Consider the following 18558-nt stretch of genomic DNA (forward strand, 5'->3'; position numbering starts at 1 on the left):
AGTTAGAGATTTGATAGTGGATAAACTAGAAACGTATTAGTGACTATTAAAGTCACTTTTTAGATTAGAAAACAATGAAGCTTCAATAAAAGATCGAGCGTAAGAGACAAACTTCTCTTATACTTGATCTTTTATTATTCAAAATACTTTAGGAAACTTCTGATTGTCTATTTTGAAAAGATTTTATCGGTTTTTTTTATAAAAAAATTGATCTTTAAAGAATAAATAGAAAAATTTTTTTGAAAAGAAGGATATTTCAAAAAAGTGTGGAATAGATATTACATATAGATGTATAGACAACTATACAAATAAAACTATGATAAGGGGGATTTGTATGCGAGAAAGGCTTAAAGAAAAACCTAATGAGGTTGTATGCAGAAACATTTTTGAACCAGCTATGCGAGACGATAGTGAGCGATCCTTTAAGAACATGATGAGGGTAAATATAGCTCATGTGCTAATGCTGCATAAACAAGAAATCATAGATAGACACACTGCCAAGTGTTTAGTGTCTATGTTAGAAGAACTGCAGGAAGAGGGTGTAAGTGTATTAGAGCTAAATCCCGAATATGAGGATTTATACTTTAATATAGAAAAATACATTATTTGTAAAGGAGGGATAGAGATAGGTGGCAAGATGCATACGGGAAGAAGTCGAAATGATTTGAATGCTACTGTAACTAGAATGAATGCAAGAGATAGAATACTTGAAATGTGCGAACTTTTTTTAGAGACGATGAAAACCATAACACAGCTTGCAGAAAACAATATTGAAGCGGTAATGAGTGGATATACCCATATGCAGCCAGCACAGCCAATAACCTTAGCACATTATATATTGAGTGTAGCTAGCGCGCTTCAAAGAGATTTTGAAAGATTGTTAAGTAGCTATAAAAGGTTGAATATATGTCCTTTAGGAGGTGGTGCTTTTGCGGGAACTAGCTTTAATATTGATAGGATGTATGCAGCAAATTTATTAGGATTTGATAGTGTAGTAGAAAATTCTATAGATGCTGTTGCATCGAGAGATTACTTACTAGAGATAGTAGCTGATTTAGCCATATGTTGTTCTACAATCAGTAGGTTTGCACATGATTTATATATATGGAGTTCTGATGAATTTAAATATATAGAAGTAGATAGTTCAATAGCTGCATGTAGTAGTATCATGCCACAAAAAAAGAACCCTATTACTATAGAACATATAAAAGCTAAAGCAGCTTACTTAATTGGATCTTTTGTAGGAATATTTGGTTGTTTAAAGAATATTCCCTACTCTCACTGTAGGGATTCTGGAAGTGAGTCTCCTAGAGAATTTTGGATAGCCATGGATCAAGCGAAGAGTATTTTTGAATTGCTGAATGTAACGATGAAAAATTTAACAATAAACCACGAGAATATGAGAAAAAAGGTAAATAAAAACTTTAGTACTGTCACCGAGTTAGCAGATGAACTTGTGAGAAAAGAAAAACTATCCTTCAGAAAAGCACACGAAATAGTTGGAAGTATCGTAGCTGATTGCATATCTAAAGGAATAGAAGCAGATGAGATAAGCGTTGAAATGGTAAATAAAAAATGTGAAGAATTTGGGGAAAAAAATATAAATTGGTCTGAAGAGGAATTAGCAAAGATATTAAGTGCTAAGGAGGCAATAAAGCGAAGAACTAGTTTAGGAGGACCTTCACCAACTCAATCTAGAGAAACTATCGATAAGTTAAAAGATCAATTTGAAAGGAATAGAAGGGTTTGTGAAGAGCTTAAATCAAATGTTATAAAATCTAATGAACTTATGGTATACTTAATGAAAAATATTTAACATACAGTGAAAGGGAAGTGTGCCATGAATATCATGAAGGATGAAAAAGGAGTAACTTTATATTATAAAATTAAACAATACATTGAAGAAAAAATTGATTCCGGAGAATTAAAGCCAGGGGATCAAATACCTACTGAAATAGAATTATCTAAACTGTTTTGTGTAAGTAGAGCAACAGTGAGGCAAGCGATTAGTGAATTGGTTCAAGATAAAAAAATTGTAAAAAAAAGAGGACAGGGAACTTTTGTTGCTGAACAAACGCTAGAACTTGAATTCATCAAACTTTATTTTCCAGAAGAACTAGGAGATTTTCATGAGTTGATGAGTTATTCCTATGAAAAACCTTCTAATTCATTAAGTGAGATTTTAAATTTAGCGTCAGATGAAAAAGTAATCAAAATATATAGAATCAGATACTTTAATGACAAACCCACAGTTTTGGAAAAGTCTTTTTTAAGACAAGATAAATTCGCAGAAATAGAAAAGCAGGATTTAAGCCAGAGAATTTACAAGATAATAGAAGATGTTTATAAAATAAAACTGATTTCTTCTAAAACCACCATAGAACCAGTGATAATAACAGCTGAGGAGGCAGAACTACTTAAAACAACGAAGGGGTTGCCAGCGTTGTTGTTGTCAAGGACAATTTATACATATAATAATGAGCCAATAATATATACCAAGAGTTTATTAAAGGGTGACACATGTAAATTATTATTTTGTGATTAAGCATGTATATTAGATACGAGGAGGAAAATTAGATGAAAAAAGCAGTGAGTACATTAATCATATCTTTATTGGTGATTAGTTTAGTGGCTTGTGGAGGTACACAGACCTCATCAGATGATAATGGAATAAGCCCAGAGGGTAAGGGTATTACCAGGCTATTGCTAGGAACATCCAGTGTAGGTGGAACATACTATGCTTTAGGTGGTGGTTGGGCTGGAATAATGAATGATAAAATGTCTGGTATTGACATTAGTGTAGAAGTTACTGGTGGCCCAACTACCAATATACAACTTATTGAAGATAAGCAAATGGAATTAGGGCTTGCAACAACCTGGTTAGCAGGAGAAGGATTTAATGGGGAAGGCTGGAGTGAAAATCAAAAGTATGATTCAATAAGGGCACTATTCCCAGTTTATAAAAGTATCTTATATGCATATTCTTTAGAGGGTAAGGGAATCGATGCAATAGGAGATTTTAATGAAAAAAATGTAAGTGTTGGAGCACCTGGCGCCACAAGTGATGCAGCTGGAAGGGCTGTACTAGAAATATTAGAAATAGATGCTAAAAAAATAGATAGTTTACCTACAAATACAGCCATTAATGGCATAAAAGACGGAATAGTAGATGGAGGTTTCTTGGTTTCTGGGGTTCCAGCACCAGCTTTATTAGACTTAGAAACAACTCATCAAATTAAGCATTTAGGTTTGACACAAGAGGAAATCAACAAAATTTTAAATAGTTATCCTTACTGGGCGCAAGATATAATTAAAAAAGGTACATATAAGGATTTAAATGAAGATATCAATGTAATTTCATTTTGGAACATAGCTATTGGAGACAAAGAATTATCAGAAGATTTAGTATATGATATAGTAAAAACTACTTTCGAGAATTATGATGCTTTAGTGGCAGTTGATCCGTCAGCAGCTGATTGTATTCCTGACAATATTAAATATAGTAGTATACCTCTGCACAAAGGAGCAATAAGGTACTACGAAGAAATAGGAATAGAAATACCAAGCAATTTACTACCACCTGAAGCAAAGTAGGCAGTTTATACTATCTATAATAAAAAGGAAGTGATACAATGCCTAAACCTCTAAATACAAAGACAGATCCTAAAATTAAAGAAGAAGAGGAATCTCCTAAAAGAGAATTGACTGGTATTTATAAAAGAACTATTGCTACAATAGCGACAGTGATGTCAATTTTTCATATCTATTATGTAGGAATTAGACCCTTGTCTCCTTGGATTTTATATAGTACACACCTATGTTTTGCAGCAGTGCTGATTTTTGCATTATATCCTATGACGAAGAAATCAGCTCAGGATAGAATCCCTTGGTATGATATGATCTTTATTGCTGTAAATATACTATCTACAGGCTATATCATCATGAATATGAACCAGTTGATATATAGAATCGGCATCTCACCCACTACATTGGACATTATAGTTGGACTTATAATGATTTTCTCAGTATTAGAAATAACCAGAAGAACTACAGGTTTTATTCTTCCTGCAATAGGCGTATTGTTTATACTCTATGCAAGTTTCGGCAAGCACATTCCAGGTATTTTGGGCCATAGGGGATATAGTTGGCCTAAAATTATTAGTTACATGACAGGATTGGATGCAATTTATAGTACACCGATAGGAGCATCAGCTACATTTGTATTCTTGTTTATAGTATTTAGTGCCTTTTTACATGCTTCAGGCGCAGGCAAATTTTTTATCGATTTCGCATTAGGACTTACAGGTTCAACAAGGGGTGGGCCGGCAAAAACAGCTGTAGTGGCTAGTTCTTTATTTGGTACAGTATCTGGTAATTCTACTGCAAACGTTGTATCTACAGGAGCATTTACAATACCTCTTATGAAATCTATAGGATATGAATCGAAGTTTGCAGGAGCAGTAGAAGCTGTAGCCTCTACTGGCGGACAAATAATGCCACCAATACTAGGCTCAGCAGCTTTTATACTAGCTCAGTTAGTTGGTGTGCCTTATCTAAGAGTTGTAACTGCAGCTGTAATACCATCTTTACTATACTTTTTAACCATATTTATCATGATAGATTTGGAGGCTATAAAATTAAATTTAACAGGTATACCTAAAAAGGAGCTTCCTTCTTTGAAGGAAGTAATACTTAAGCGTGGGCACCTGATGATCCCCGTATTTGTTTTAATGTATGTACTTGTTATTATGAAAGCAAGCCCCATCAAAGCTGCCTTATGGGCAATCATATCTACCATTATAATAGCTGCTGTTAATAAAGAAACAAGATTTAGTTTACCTAAGATACTTATTTCTCTAGAGAAAGGAGCATTATATTCATTAGGAATGATTTCTGCCTGCGCAACAGCAGGAATCGTTATAGGTGTATTAAATCTAACAGGGTCTGGCTTAAAATTTGCGTCAGCAGTATTAGCGCTTTCTAGAGGCATACCTATATTAGCATTAGTATTTACTATGGTAGCTACATTAATATTAGGAATGGGACTACCTACAACAGCAGCGTATATGATTTGTGCAGCAGTTGTAGCACCTGCACTGGTACAAATGGGTTTTTCACCTATAAGTTCGCATATGTTTGCCTTCTATTTTGCATGTATATCCGCCATCACACCCCCTGTTGCTTTAGCTGCATTTGCCGCCGCGGGAGTAGCTAAGGCAAAGCCAATGGAAGTAGCGATAACATCATGCAAATTAGGCATAGCTGCTTTTATCGTTCCTTATATGTTTATATATGGCCCAGCTTTATTATGGGAAGGTAATAGTTTGACAATTATTAATGCTGGTGTTTCTGCTACTATAGGCTCGGTAGCATTGGCTTGTGGATTACAGGGGTTTTTATTTAAACTAAGGCTTACTATGGTTAAAAGAATACTGTTAATTTCTGCATCCCTGGTGTTAATAAAACCAGGAATGCAAACTGATATGATAGGATTAGTCGTAATATTGATAGTGGGAGTGACTGCCTATATAAAAAACAGAAAAACTAACCTAGAAGCTGCTTGATACGCATAAATTTTTTGACACACTTTTAGTGCTTAGCGTGACAGGTATCCCTCCAAATAGGTGAGAAGTTGTGTCCTTCTCAGAGTACCGATAAAAGATTAACAGTAGGATTACCTTACTGTGCTGGTGAAGAAGCCATAATTCCTATTTTATTGTTTCCCACTGATTTTTAGTGTGCGTGTCAAGGGAATGGGATTATTGACAACACCTCCTAAACTATGGAAATCTAGTTTAGGAGGTGTTTTATGTGATGTGAAAAGCAAGAATAGAAACCGACCAAACGTAGGATTTAAGAAGTTTATCGGTATTTTGTGCGATTGTATAGAAGACAGTAGTCTCTTTGAGAAGGACATAAAATACAGTTTTTTGTATATAAGGAAAAATATTGATATAACTTCGTATTTATGGAAGATATGTGTTGAAGTGTGTTGAAATATTTATTTAGAGTGTTTAACTATGTAGCATCAATGCAATATTAAATTTTTTTAGGCAAAGCTTCTTATAGAACTTTTTCTTTACAAAGAAGGGAAATTCAATGGAACTGTTTTGAAAATTTGATCATTAAAGTAAAATTAGTGATAATGAAACGAAAGACATATAGAGTAAAATGTTCTATGATTAAATGACATATTACCAGATAAAATAATTTTGATGGAGGAAATGTTATGGAAAAAAACAAAGTCAGCCGTACCGCGCTGCTTATGGCCTACTGTCGTGGCTATCATGCTGTGCATGATGACGCTAAAATCTTTGATGACTTTCTAGCCTATTGCTTACTTCCAGAGGAGGATCGAGTATCCTTCCAACAGCAATTTACGTTAACCACCCAACAAATTAAGTCTATTGACTCAGAAAGTGCTGCATTGTGCTATGATGAGGCGGTTGCTTTGGCGTGGGGCATGAGAAGCTTGGCCCCTTTACCCCTCGCTGTAAGTCGTGCACGATATTCTGAAGACGGCCTTAAAAAAGCTGAGAGTATACAACAGTATGTTATTCTCGGAGCAGGGCTGGATACCTTTGCTTTTCGACACTCGGAGATAGTAGAAAAACTTCAGGTCTTCGAAGTCGATCATATCTCGACTCAATCCTTTAAGCACCGTCGTTTAGCCGAAATGAATTAGAAAATTCCAGCGAATCTCCACTTCCTTCCAATAGATTTCACCCAGGAAAGCCTGACAGCAGCACTTATGCGCTCTTCGTATAATCCTCAGCTCCCAAGCTTTTTCAGCTGGCCCTGAAAAAGCATCCGATCGTGTACAAGCTGCAATAGAGTATACTCGGCAGCAAGGTGAGCCATTGAAAACAGGCTTTGACCCATCAACACTCGCTGCAGACCTGGCACCTCTAGGCTTACGTCTCTATGAAAACTTGAGCTCCGCTGACATCGAAGAATTATACTTCCACAAAAACACGAATGGCTATCATGCGTACGAACACATGAACTTTGCATGTGCAATTGTAGAATAGTTATGAAGTGCTCCATCAGGTTCTTAAGTATTCAAAAAGAACATCGTAACTTTACTATGCAAAATCTTTGATTGTCGGAGAAGCGTTCCCTGCCATTTATTTAAGGAGTGAAAATAATGAAACAGATCAATCTTTATAAAACAATATTCATTTGTGGATAGCAGTAAAGCATTTTGATAAAAAAGTTGAATTTATAAATGATATAGCGGCACAAAATAATCCACCAGAAGGATAATACTATGTTGTTTCTTTAAATGTTAAATAGTGTCAAGACCAACTAGTAGAAATCATTGAAATTCTTGCTACAATTATAATGTTCGTTTCATTCTCCAACTTTATCTATAAAACTACCGATACAACAATACGGTGAACTGTATTACAAATAATCGAGATTTTTAGGTTGTAGTAAAAAATGAGGATATAGAAGGGGACATAGAGTCTAATCAGAGAGGTTAGGTTTTACTTATTGATTATTAGTAAACTTTTAAAACGAATTAAGTTTACAATCGAGAAATATCCAAATATACTATTGTTAACAAAATTAACATAAATTCATGACTCTTTTAGATATTTTTCAAAAACTAACGAAGGAGACGAAACTCCAGAGAGCTTCTTTCCTCAAATTGTTTCTACCCACAGCTATAAGGAGAGGGAGAAAACCCTTATGGCGGTTAAAAAAGTTGGTATGGAGGTCTGTTCTGGAGGAATCATCGGCATGGGGGAGACCTTTGCCCAAAGGGTTGAGTTTGCCTTTGCACTTAGAGATTTAGGGGTTGATTCCATACCTTTAAATGTGTTGAATCCTATCCCAGGGATACCGTTAGAAAGTAAGAAACCACTTTCTCCCTTGGAAGTACTGAAAACCATAGGGATGTTCAGGTTTGTTTTGCCTAAAACCAATATAAGATTTGCCGGTGGCCGAGAAGTAAACCTACGGAGTCTTCAAGCTTTAGGGCTTGTTTCGGGGATCAATGGTATGCTTACAGGAAATTACCTTACCACAAAAGGTCAGGGAATCTCAGAGGACTTAGCAATGATTGAAGACTTGGGACTTAAGTATTAACTTACGGACTAAATGTGGACTAAATGCTGTAGCTGTTATTCATAAAATGGATTTGAGAGAAGAGCAGGAAGCTGTGATTAATATAAGGGAAGCTTTTGAAACAAGTCTGAAAGTAGAAAGGATTTCAGCCTTGTTTGCGATGTTTTCACAAGAATTTTAAAGTCGTATTTATATGTAGATTAAAGAAATCAAAAACAAAAATTAAAACAGAAATTAGATCAATTTCATTATTTTTCTAATTTTCTAAAAAAGCTCAAGGGTTTACACTCTTGGGCTTTTTGTCAATATTGCAAATTTTAGTGTTTATGCTATGGTAAATTTGTCGAAATTTATTAAAAACAGCGTGGTACAATAGAAGAAATGAACATGCAAAGGAGTAAACTACGGATGATGATCAATGAAAAAATCACAAGACCTATCACAGAAGCAAAATATCTCTCCACAGAAAATACCTGGCGATATCGTAGTATATTAAGGGTTTTTTATACACAATATGAAAAAATTAGATATTGGATGTACAAGGAAGAGGTAACGCAGGAATTAAAGGAACTTCCTCTTTTTCAGGACTATACCATCGATCAGTGCAAGCAGGATTTAGATACTTTGGTGGAGTGGGGAAATTTAATTCCCCTTCAGGATACAAAAAAAGCCGCCACCATAGAGGAATTTAAAAACAAACAATTTCGTTATCAGCTATCGGAATATGCTGTTGAAATAGAACGGATGACCATTAAACTAGAAAACCTTTTTGTAGAGGGAGGCTCTCTGGAACCCTCTTTATTAGAAAGAATAAAAAATCATCTTTTACAGCTGCCTAATATGATTACAGCAGAAGATAAGAAGGTGGATTTATGGTGGCAGGATTTAAATGCTGATTTTAAACGTTTGAATCAAAATTATCAGGACTATATCAGAGATTTACACAGCATAAAAGCGGAGGAAATGATGCAAACCAAGGAATTTTTGGTTTTTAAAGATAAATTCATTGCCTATTTAAGGGATTTTATCAAGGGCCTGCAGGAACATTCCTATGCCATTGAAGAGATTTTAAAAAACTTAGAACCCCATGCTATTGATAAGGTATTAAAGAAAGTATGCACCTATCAGCAGTCTATTCCTAGAATAGAACTGGAAATTTCCCAGCAGGATATATGGCAGAACATTGAAGGGCGATGGAGGAATTTAAATCATTGGTTTTTAGGTACTGCCGGTAAGGAAAGTGAAGCTTTAAAGCTGTTTGATATGACCAATGAAATTATCCGTAAGATCACCCGCTATGCCTCTCAGATTGTTGAAAGCCGCAATAGTGCAGCCAATCGAAAGGAAGAATACAAAAAGCTATGTCAAATGTTTTTAAACTATGAAACATGGAGGGATATGGAAAGCAATGAATGGCTGGATCTGGAGCAGGATCGAGGTCGGATTCGCAGGCATCGTGTCTATCGCCGCCTGATGATGGCTCCCGTTGTTTATCAGGAGGGTCTGGAGGATGCGGATTATCTATATATTAAAAACTACCGAAATATGCTGCAAAATGATTTTGAAAAGCAATTTAATGCAGCCCTTCATCTCCAAAAAAATGCAGCACTACTCCTCATGGAGGGAAATAAAAACTACAAGGATACCTTTCCAAGCCAAAAAAGCATTTCAGATATTGTTTTGTTTATCAATCGAGGAATCGTAGAAGCAGTAAAGTCTGGAGAGCTTTCAAGAAGAGAAAATGACACCATCCCTCTCTCCATCCCTGCCTTTGAAACATTAAAGGTATTAAGAGGGATGGACCAAAACCTATCGAGAAATGTCTACCGATAAGCTGTGTGATGAAGTGATGAACTATATGGAGGATTTTCAAATGCTACAGATAGAGGAAAATAGCAACACAGTCCTCCTCATGCCTTTGGTAGGAAAGATGATTGGAGATTATCCAAAGGACTTTTTAGAAAAGATTTCTCAAGAGAAGGAGGAAGCCTATGGAAAATAGATGGATGATGCATCGCATAGGATTGATTAATTTCTGGTATTATGACAAATTACCGTTTTAGTGGTGGAGAAAAGGCCATGGCCATGTATGTTCCCCTATTTTCATCGGTGTATGCCAGATATCAGGGGGCCAATAGGGATTGTCCAAGAATCATATCCCTTGATGAAGCCTTTGCAGGGGTGGATGAAAATAATATTCGAGATATGTTTAAACTGCTGGAGGAATTAAATCTTAACTTTATTATGAACTCTCAAATATTGTGGGGAGATTATGATACAGTAAAATCCCTTTCTATCTGTGAGCTGATTCGGCCCAACAATGCTGACTTTGTGACGGTGATTCGTTATCACTGGGATGGAAAGGTAAAGGAATTAGTCATAGATGAGGTGGAGGAAGATGAAGGAGTCAGCATTGCTTAGTCAATGCATTACGTATTTTAAAGAGAACAAAGGATTCAAAAGACCCCTTGAAAAGATCAGGGAAAAATATAAATCCTTAGGTGCTTTAGGGGGAACAATCCTACTAGATAAGCTAACACCATAGGAAAAGGAAGCCTTAAGCGGCTTCCTGAAAAAAAGCTACTATCAACAGAAAAGTGCCACCATTAAGGTGGAAGCCTTTGAGAGAGGATTGCTGGATACAAAGTTTGAAGATTTGAAGCTTATAGATATTCTAGAAGCCTATTTTCAGGAAAAATTGATTTCCAAGAAAGAAGAAAAGAATCTCTACGAGTGGGAGAAGGAGGCGTTTTTTCATCAGATTCTGAAGGAAAATCAAGGGACAGCCTTCGGTAGTTGGTTGCAGAAGGCTTTAGAGACAAAGGAATTTGGTTATCGAAGCCTATCACTGGATTATGATGCTGACAGAGAAGCCTTAGAAAAGAACCTATTATTAACCGCAAAGGCTGTAAAATCACTACCCTATTATGAAAACCACAAGGAACGGTTAGCTTTTTTCTCCTCTCGTATCAGCAAAAACCCCCATACCTTCGATGAAGGAAGTCCCTGTCATAAGCTGCTATTATATCATCTGATGTTTTTATTTCAAAAGAACTACCCTCAAAATGCAGAGGAAAGGGCGGAGATATACTATCAGGCAGGAATTATTAAGGATGATATATCCAACTACACCACCTGCTTTGGCCTATTAGCTTACGATAAACAGCAGATCCATACTGGCTGGGAGGGTTTTTATAAAAGAAAAGAGCCTATGCAGGTAAGCCTTTGGAATTTATCTGAAGTGGAGAGAATCACAAGCCCCTTTAAAAAGGTATTTGTCGTAGAAAACCCAACGGTTTTTAGTGGTATCATTGACGCCATACAAAATCTAAAGGTTTCCTTAGTATGCACAAATGGACAGGTGAAGCTGGCATCACTGATTCTATTGGATAAGCTGGTAGAAGAAGGCTTTCATATCTATTATTCTGGTGATTTTGATCCAGAGGGGCTGATGATTGCTGATAAGCTTAAAAGAAGATATAAAGAAAATTTAACCCTATGGCGCTATACAAAAGAAGACTATAAAAGAGCTTTATCTCATGAAGGAATAGCTAAAAGTCGTATGGAGAAAACCAACAAATTACAGGATGCTACTCTTATAGATATATCTTTAGAGATGCAAAAGTTAAAAGTAGCTGGTTATCAGGAACTGCTGATGACGTGTTTTAAAGAGGATGTTATGAGATTATCCGTCTAATGATATCAATCATGATAAGTATTTTTAGAAAAATTTTGTATTTTTGGAAGGTATATGTTAAAATGTGTTGAAATATTTATTTAAAGTGTTGAACTATGTAGTATCAATGCAGACAATGCAATATTAAATTTTTTCTTTTAGGTAAAGATTATGGAACTATTTCTTTACAAAGGCAGGAAGCAAGTGGAATTGTTTTATGGTTTTTTATCGAAATCTATTTACGAGGAGGAAGGTATATGAAAACAAAAACCAAAGTCATTTTATATGTCATTCTAGGAGGAATCCTGGTCTTAAACTGCTGGTACATGGTAAAAACAGGAGAAAAAGCTTTGGTAGTAAGATTTGGAGAAAACATAAAAGTAGAAACTACAACAGGGATAAAATTTAAAATGCCTTTTATAGATCGTATTATCAAGTATAACACAGAGGAATTGCATCAATTAGAATATGGATTTATATCACACCAAGAAGAAAATCGTGGAAATGATGAATCCATTAAATTACAGTATACTGACAATGAAGCAGAATCCTTACTACTAACAAAAGGAAGTTATATTGTAAATGGAGAACTCATTTTACAATATAAAATTGGAAATGTTTATGATTATCACTACAAAGTTAGTGATCAAATAGGAACTTTGCAGCTTGCCCTAGAAAGTGTCATCAGACGTAATGTTCAAAACAAGACTTTAGATGATGCTCTTCTTAACAAAGAAGTAATATCTGCAGAGATTTTGCCAGAGATTAGAAAGAAAGTCAACGAATATGGTTTAGGAATAGAAGTGGTAAACGTAGAAATCCAAAACATCAGTGTGCCAAGTGAAGTCAAAGCAGCATATGACGATGTAAATAATGCTAAAAATGAAAAAAGTGGTAGACTAGAGGAAGCCAATAAATATAAAAATTCTATTATCCCTGAAGCAAGAGCGGAGGCATATAAATTGGTTGAAGAAGCCAAAGGGTATAAATCAGAAAAACTAGGGCAGGCAAAAGGGGATGTTGCAAGTTTTCTTCAAGTTTATGAACAGTACAAAGCAGCTCCCAGTGGAACAAAGAAAAGATTGTATTTGGAGACGATGGAAAAAGTTTTGCAAAAGGCAAAAAACAAATATATTGTTGATATACAGGATGGCGCTATAAAATATATTCCATTAGGAAATTAGGGGGAGATTTTGTGTTAAATGGAAAGGAATCTAATTTTAAATTGTCAAAATTTATTCCAAAATATTTGCTTCCATTGTTTATTTTAGGAATAATATTTTTCGGATTTAGCCAATCTTTGATAATATCAATACTTGTATTACTAATACACAACAAAAAAGAAGTCAAAAAAGTATTTTTCAAAACAGCTAACAGTTCAACGCATCAATCAGATGAACAGCTAGCAAGCACACTTAATTATCAAGATCAACAGGAAGGGGAGGGGAACATCGTGGTAGATCATAAAGAAGAAACAAAATCAGGGCACATAAATATTGATTTGAGTCAAATGTCAAAGAACTTTCACTTTAGTAAAAAAGCATTCACTATAGTACTATTAATATTTGGATTTATTATTCTATTTAATTTATGCACCTTTACAGTGGATGAATCTACTACTGTTGTTGTAAAAACATTGGGTAATATGAATAAAGTGATTGTAAGCAAGGACAATACGGCAGTGGATATTCAGAATACATTAAAACCAGATTTTAAAAATCTGGAGATTATAAAAGATAAAGGCTTGTTTTTCAAGATACCTTTTTTTCAAGAAATTAACGCTTATACAAGCAAATTAATTACTTACGAATCAACAGAGGAGCTTGTAACAACTGGAGACAAAAGGCAGTATATGGTTAAATTTTTTGCACAGTACAAGGTAACGCATCCTGGATTATTTGAAATAAGTATGGGAAGTTTCTCCAAGGCAAATTCTACGCTAGATAATCTAATTTATCCAGTAATAATCACCAAGATAAATAAGCTGCAAAGTGAAGACTTTTTAACAAACAAGGAAAGACTATACAAAGAGTTAGAAGAAAGTAAAAAAGAATTAAACGAGAAAATTGCTCAATACGGAATGGAAGTTGATGATATAGAGATTCATAGAACCCTATTACCTCCAGCAAATGTTGCGTCGACTTATGATAAGATGATAAAAGAGCGTCAAGCTATAGCACAGCAAATAAGAAGTGAAGGCGATGAGGAGTATGACAAGGTAGTAGCTGGTACGGATCGTGAAAAGAAAGAAATAATAGGTGCAGCTATTGAAGAAAGTGAAGGTATCAGAGGGGAAGCAGACGCAGAAGCTTTAAAAATTTATGCAGAAGCCTTCAGTAAAGATCCTGAGTTTTATGAGTTTCTACGAACGCTAAAAACCTATGAAAACAGTATTGACAGCGATACAACAATCTATCTTGACAAGAATAATGAAATATTAAGAATATTTAGCAACGGGAGATAAAAATAGAGAGACTGGCACCCCATAGAAGAATATACAGATTATAAATGGTTGAATGTTTTTATGAAGGAAGGGTGATTTTATTCAAAAAAAGCTTTTGATATTCATAATGATTGTGATCATGACTTTTTGCTTCTTTATCAAAGGGAGGGAGGGATTAGAGTTTTTAGCTGTAAATCCAAGCAGGGAAAAATCTTTTTTTATTTCCAAAATGCCTCCAGTACATATTTTAGGTAAAACATCTGAAGGGAATAATCAAACCGTAGATTTTTCTTTGGAAAAGAAAGTGAAACTAGGGCAATTAAAATTTAAAGAACAAATATATTTTGTCGATATAAAGGAACAGACAATAATGATCTTATCACCAAAGGGGGAAATTCTGGAAAGATACCATCTGCAAGAAGGAAACAGACGTATTATCAGCAGTCATATAGATGACATAAACAGTGACGGTGATGATAGCATACTCTTGGTGACTGGTGAAAAGGGGGCAGAATTTGGGGATACCCTGCTGATCCTAAACTTTGATGGAGAAATAATTAAAGAAGTGTACAATCAGACTTTCCAAAGGCTTAACCCATGGAAGGTTCAAACCTGCGATGTAGATGGTGATGGTCAAAAGGAAATTTCTTTAGGTGTTTATAAAGAAGCTCAGTTTCATCCAGTGATGGCTAAAAGACCATTTATTTATGACTGGCAAGAGGAGGGTATGTTAGTTCCAAAATGGAGGGGTTCTAGACTAGCTAGACCTTTTACAGATTATATTTTTTCAGATATGGATGGAAGTGGTAGCGATGAGTTAATAGCTATTGAAATTTTGGAAAGTGGGAAAAAAGTGCTCCACGTTTATAAGTGGAAGGGTTTTGGCTTTGAAGGTGTAGGAGAATCCTTGCCTTATGCAGATATTGAAGCAATCAAAAAGTTAAAAAAAGAGGATACCTTTAGTCTTTATGCTTTCATAAAGGGAAGAGGTGAAGTAAAATGGTATCCCTTTATTTTAGAAGGAGAAAAAATAGAGGTTTTTATGGAAACCAAGGGGGAAGATAAATGAGGTGTAACAAAAATATTTCAGTAAGCGTGATAAGCTTTTTATTAATCATCCTGTTGTTGCTTTCTGTCGTTGGCTGTAACAAACAGGAGGAGGTTGGAGCTAATCCTTTGCCAGAGGAATTAAAGGTAGTTTTTACTGGTGAAAGTAATTATAAGACAATTGATGTTCCTTATGAAGAAGTGAAATATACTGCTCAGGTGAAACCTTATCAAGTAAAATCTGACCTTTCTAATATAGTAAATCTACAGCAGTTTGGAGAATTTACCCCAGAACAGCGAGGATTAATTGCAAAAAATGGTTTTGTCGTTATACCTACGAAAGAAGAGCAGTTATTCTATATCTATGAAAATAATGAATATAAAAAACTGCCATCCTTTGTTACTACGGACTCAGTCCTTCAAGTTTATCATGTGTTTTTTGACTACTCCTTAAGAACATTAGAAAGTGAAAAGCTCTTAGGTATCTTGGAGGAACTAACAGAGAGCATGTACAAAAAGTCATTAGCCCTTTACAATGTTGTTACTGATGAGGAGCTTAAGGATGCTCTTATAAAAAATATTGCTTTTTTCACTGTTGCGTTACAGACTTTAGAAAAACCTCTACCTGTTGATTTGCCAACTCAAGCAAAACAATTGGCAATAGAGGAGTATCAATTGATTCAAGAAGAACAGGGCTATGTTTCTTCAGTAATTTTTCCTTATGATTTGGATTATAGCCAATATAAGCCTCGGGGTCATTATACCCGTAGTGAGGACTTACAAAGATTTTTTAGAGCCATGATGTGGTACGGTCAAGCACCCTTTCCTTTATATAAAGATATAGAGGAAACCATGAAAAATGTTGAGCAGACTCTACAGGCCCTTTTAATCACCTATAGTCTCTTTATGGAGAATGAAGGTACATCCGATGTAATGAGGTGGGAAAATATCTATAATCCTACAGCGTTTTATGTAGGTAATACGGATGATTTAAATATTTACCATTATCAAGATCTGATAGTAAAGGTGTATGGCAAAGATTTTGATTTAAATATGCTTAATCATCCTGAAAAATTAGACATGGTGTATCAAGAAGCTAAAAAGCTGCCAGAACCTAAGATAAAGCATAAATATACCTCAGTAACTACACCTGTAGGCAAACAGTTTCGCTTAATGGGCCAAAGGTATATACCAGATTCCGAAGCTATACAGGAACTGGTGGAGCCTATAGAAAGGCCTATTCCTTCAGGGCTGGATGTCATGGCAGTGTTGGGATCACAGCGGGCCTACGATTTAGCGATTAATGATTTAAAGGCTGTGGAGAAATGGCCGGGTTATGAAAAAGCTTATAAAAAGTATAAAGAAGAATTTGCAGCTCTACCGGAAGAAACCTGGCGATCTAATATGTATTATGGTTGGCTGTGGGTGATCAAAAGTCTCTTAGAACCCTTTGGCGAAGGGTATCCTTCCTTTATGACCAATGAGGCTTGGCTTGATAAGTCCTTAAATACTGCATTAGGAAGTTGGGCAGAGCTTCGCCATGATACGATTCTCTATGGTAAGCAAAGCGGTGCAGAGTGCGGTGGCGGGGAGGAACCTCCTGAGATTAGGGGTTATGTAGAGCCTAATATTGCTGTTTATGAAAAACTTTTATGGTTGACCCGATATTCTAGAACCAATTTGCAGGAAAGGGATATTTTAACCGGTAGCTTAGAAAGCAAAATGCAACGTTTTGAAGACCTTTTGCAATTTCTTATTAATTGTTCGGTAAAACAGTTGCAAAATCAAGAATTGACTGCAGATGAATATGATCAGTTGTTAACCTATGGCGGGATGCTAGAGTATTTAACCAGCTCTTTTGCTGGTGATGAAATGCGTTGGTTTGAGATTACCTCTGAAACCGATAAAAATATGGCGGTAATTGCTGATATCCATACCATTGCGCCAAATTCTTTTAGTTCAGGGGGGTATTTCCATGTGGGTGTGGGCCCTGCTTACGAAATTTATGTGGTTGTCCCCATTGGAGAAGAACTGCAACTGACACGAGGAGCAGTATTTAGCTATTATGAATTTGATGCCACAGAACGGTTCACTGATGAACAATGGCAGAGGATGCTAAAGGAAGATAAAGCTCCGGCCCAACTTGGCTGGTTTAAAAGTTTTATGAATGGCGTCCAAAAAGACATTCCATTGCCAGCTAATCCCTATAATTCGGGATGTTGATGAGGGAAGATATGAAGAGAATTTTAATAATCATTTGTTTTTCTTTGGTGATCTTAGTTTTACTGAATACAGAAGTTGATGATGATAAGGATATTACCTTGGTAGCTGCCGGGGATATACTGATGGATAGAGGAGTCAGAAAGAGCATCGAAAAACATGGTGATGATTATCTCTATCTTAAGGTAAAGGATTGTTTTCAAAACGGAGATATTTCTTTTGCTAATCTGGAGGGCCCTTTGACATCGGGGGGTCCTCCTGCCCTAAAGGACAGAGCACTGATTTTTAAAGGGGATATTGAAAACGGCAGGTTTTTAAAGGATGCAGGATTTACCATACTCAATATGGCCAATAACCATACCCTAGATTATGGTGGGGAGGGTCTGATGAATACCTTAGAAGTATTAAAGGAAAATGGAATTTTGTCTTTAGGGGCAGGGGTTAATTCTCAGGAAGCGAGGGAGCCAGTGCTGATTAATATCAAAGGTACTATTATCGGTTTTTTAGGATATTCACAGTTTCCTCCAGAAGGATATTTCCACTTTTCTGATAGGCCAGAGGTGGCTCGCGTAGATTTAAATCTTATGCCGAAAGAAATTATCAGAGCAAAAGAAAACTGCGACTTTCTAGTGGTTTCCTTCCATTGGGGTAAAGAATATGATTTTTATCCCAGTGAACTACAAAAAGCATTAGCCCATCTTGCGGTGGACAGTGGAGCAGATCTGATTTTAGGCCATCATCCTCATGTGCTGCAGAGCATAGAGAAGTACCGAGGCAAATTGATTTTTTATAGCTTAGGTAACTTTGTTTTTGATAGACAGATACAGCCTGGCACAGACGAAACGATTATTCTTAGTGTAAGAATAAACAAAGATCAGTGGCAGGAGGCTATTCTCATTCCTGTGAAGATAATTAATTGTCAGCCACTTCCTGTAGGTGGTGAGGAGGGGGAGCAGATTTTAAAACGCCTGCAAAAATATTCAGAAGGATATAATACTTTCATGACGATTCAAGAAGGGAAGGGTCATATTCAATAAAATACAAGCTATAGATCTACTAATATGCTTATCAGCAAATCACCACTTAAAGCCTACAGCTA

The 18558-nt window shown here is 35.8% G+C and carries 15 protein-coding genes and 2 pseudogenes; all 17 read left to right on the top strand.

Annotated elements, in window-relative coordinates; all coding sequences use genetic code 11:
* Positions 1-334: 334 nt before the first annotated feature.
* Positions 335-1816 (top strand): argininosuccinate lyase, encoded by a 1482-nt coding sequence (argH, locus tag BJL90_RS12100; protein ID WP_070968259.1) that lies wholly within the window; start codon positions 335-337, stop codon positions 1814-1816.
* Positions 1817-1849: 33 nt separating this feature from the next.
* Complete coding sequence (locus BJL90_RS12105) at positions 1850-2545, top strand: GntR family transcriptional regulator (RefSeq protein WP_169824212.1); 696 nt, start codon at positions 1850-1852, stop codon at positions 2543-2545.
* 32 nt (positions 2546-2577) lie between these two features.
* Positions 2578-3594 (top strand): TAXI family TRAP transporter solute-binding subunit, encoded by a 1017-nt coding sequence (locus BJL90_RS12110; RefSeq protein WP_070968264.1) that lies wholly within the window; start codon positions 2578-2580, stop codon positions 3592-3594.
* A gap of 38 nt (positions 3595-3632) precedes the next feature.
* On the top strand, positions 3633-5564 hold the full coding sequence (locus tag BJL90_RS12115) for a TRAP transporter permease (protein WP_070968266.1): 1932 nt from the start codon (positions 3633-3635) through the stop codon (positions 5562-5564).
* Positions 5565-6265: 701 nt separating this feature from the next.
* Positions 6266-6802: pseudogene (locus BJL90_RS22555) on the top strand (class I SAM-dependent methyltransferase).
* 893 nt (positions 6803-7695) lie between these two features.
* On the top strand, positions 7696-8094 hold the full coding sequence (locus tag BJL90_RS12125; protein ID WP_070968268.1) for a biotin synthase BioB: 399 nt from the start codon (positions 7696-7698) through the stop codon (positions 8092-8094).
* Entirely contained in the window at positions 8069-8254 is a 186-nt protein-coding gene (locus BJL90_RS22395; protein ID WP_070968271.1) for a hypothetical protein, read from the top strand. Before BJL90_RS12125 ends, BJL90_RS22395 begins: the two co-directional genes overlap by 26 nt.
* 227 nt (positions 8255-8481) lie before the next feature.
* Complete coding sequence (locus BJL90_RS12135; protein WP_070968274.1) at positions 8482-9906, top strand: TIGR02677 family protein; 1425 nt, start codon at positions 8482-8484, stop codon at positions 9904-9906.
* On the top strand, positions 9893-10075 hold the full coding sequence (locus BJL90_RS22965) for a hypothetical protein (protein ID WP_070968276.1): 183 nt from the start codon (positions 9893-9895) through the stop codon (positions 10073-10075). Before BJL90_RS12135 ends, BJL90_RS22965 begins: the two co-directional genes overlap by 14 nt.
* Positions 10076-10116: 41 nt before the next feature.
* Positions 10117-10494: an SbcC/MukB-like Walker B domain-containing protein gene (locus BJL90_RS12145; protein ID WP_081561969.1), complete on the top strand. Its 378-nt coding sequence runs from the start codon at positions 10117-10119 to the stop codon at positions 10492-10494.
* Positions 10472-10618, top strand: coding sequence for a hypothetical protein (locus BJL90_RS21935; protein ID WP_156778772.1), 147 nt, complete (start codon positions 10472-10474; stop codon positions 10616-10618). Before BJL90_RS12145 ends, BJL90_RS21935 begins: the two co-directional genes overlap by 23 nt.
* A gap of 12 nt (positions 10619-10630) precedes the next feature.
* A pseudogene (locus BJL90_RS12150) lies at positions 10631-11770 on the top strand (TIGR02679 family protein); the annotation flags it as partial.
* A 236-nt stretch (positions 11771-12006) separates the two neighbouring features.
* The gene (gene hflK / locus BJL90_RS12155; RefSeq protein WP_070968280.1) at positions 12007-12933 is read left to right on the top strand and encodes an FtsH protease activity modulator HflK; all 927 of its coding nucleotides are present in this window, start codon (positions 12007-12009) and stop codon (positions 12931-12933) included.
* 11 nt (positions 12934-12944) lie between these two features.
* A complete protein-coding gene (gene hflC, locus BJL90_RS12160) occupies positions 12945-14213 on the top strand; it encodes a protease modulator HflC (protein ID WP_070968283.1) in 1269 nt (422 codons plus the stop codon).
* Positions 14214-14319: 106 nt separating this feature from the next.
* Positions 14320-15261, top strand: a complete 942-nt coding sequence (locus BJL90_RS12165) for a hypothetical protein (RefSeq protein WP_070968286.1) — start codon at positions 14320-14322, stop codon at positions 15259-15261.
* On the top strand, positions 15258-17462 hold the full coding sequence (locus BJL90_RS12170) for a DUF3160 domain-containing protein (RefSeq protein ID WP_070968289.1): 2205 nt from the start codon (positions 15258-15260) through the stop codon (positions 17460-17462). Before BJL90_RS12165 ends, BJL90_RS12170 begins: the two co-directional genes overlap by 4 nt.
* An 11-nt stretch (positions 17463-17473) precedes the next feature.
* Entirely contained in the window at positions 17474-18496 is a 1023-nt protein-coding gene (locus BJL90_RS12175) for a CapA family protein (RefSeq protein ID WP_169824213.1), read from the top strand.
* The last annotated feature ends 62 nt before the right edge of the window (positions 18497-18558 follow it).

It is taken from the genome of Clostridium formicaceticum (assembly GCF_001854185.1).
GTDB lineage: Bacteria > Bacillota > Clostridia > Peptostreptococcales > Natronincolaceae > Andreesenella > Andreesenella formicacetica.

What these genes read in the sequence shown, in the direction of transcription:
- argH (WP_070968259.1), top strand. Translation starts at nt 335, where the DNA reads ATGCGAGAAAGGCTTAAAGAAAAACCTAATGAGGTTGTATGCAGAAAC.
- BJL90_RS12125 (WP_070968268.1), top strand. Translation starts at nt 7,696, where the DNA reads ATGGCGGTTAAAAAAGTTGGTATGGAGGTCTGTTCTGGAGGAATCATC.
- BJL90_RS22965 (WP_070968276.1), top strand. Translation starts at nt 9,893, where the DNA reads ATGTCTACCGATAAGCTGTGTGATGAAGTGATGAACTATATGGAGGAT.
- BJL90_RS12175 (WP_169824213.1), top strand. Translation starts at nt 17,474, where the DNA reads ATGAAGAGAATTTTAATAATCATTTGTTTTTCTTTGGTGATCTTAGTT.
- BJL90_RS12135 (WP_070968274.1), top strand. Translation starts at nt 8,482, where the DNA reads ATGATGATCAATGAAAAAATCACAAGACCTATCACAGAAGCAAAATAT.
- hflK (WP_070968280.1), top strand. Translation starts at nt 12,007, where the DNA reads ATGAAAACAAAAACCAAAGTCATTTTATATGTCATTCTAGGAGGAATC.
- BJL90_RS12170 (WP_070968289.1), top strand. Translation starts at nt 15,258, where the DNA reads ATGAGGTGTAACAAAAATATTTCAGTAAGCGTGATAAGCTTTTTATTA.
- BJL90_RS21935 (WP_156778772.1), top strand. Translation starts at nt 10,472, where the DNA reads ATGAAGGAGTCAGCATTGCTTAGTCAATGCATTACGTATTTTAAAGAG.
- BJL90_RS12145 (WP_081561969.1), top strand. Translation starts at nt 10,117, where the DNA reads ATGACAAATTACCGTTTTAGTGGTGGAGAAAAGGCCATGGCCATGTAT.
- BJL90_RS12115 (WP_070968266.1), top strand. Translation starts at nt 3,633, where the DNA reads ATGCCTAAACCTCTAAATACAAAGACAGATCCTAAAATTAAAGAAGAA.
- BJL90_RS12110 (WP_070968264.1), top strand. Translation starts at nt 2,578, where the DNA reads ATGAAAAAAGCAGTGAGTACATTAATCATATCTTTATTGGTGATTAGT.
- BJL90_RS12105 (WP_169824212.1), top strand. Translation starts at nt 1,850, where the DNA reads ATGAAGGATGAAAAAGGAGTAACTTTATATTATAAAATTAAACAATAC.
- BJL90_RS12165 (WP_070968286.1), top strand. Translation starts at nt 14,320, where the DNA reads ATGATTGTGATCATGACTTTTTGCTTCTTTATCAAAGGGAGGGAGGGA.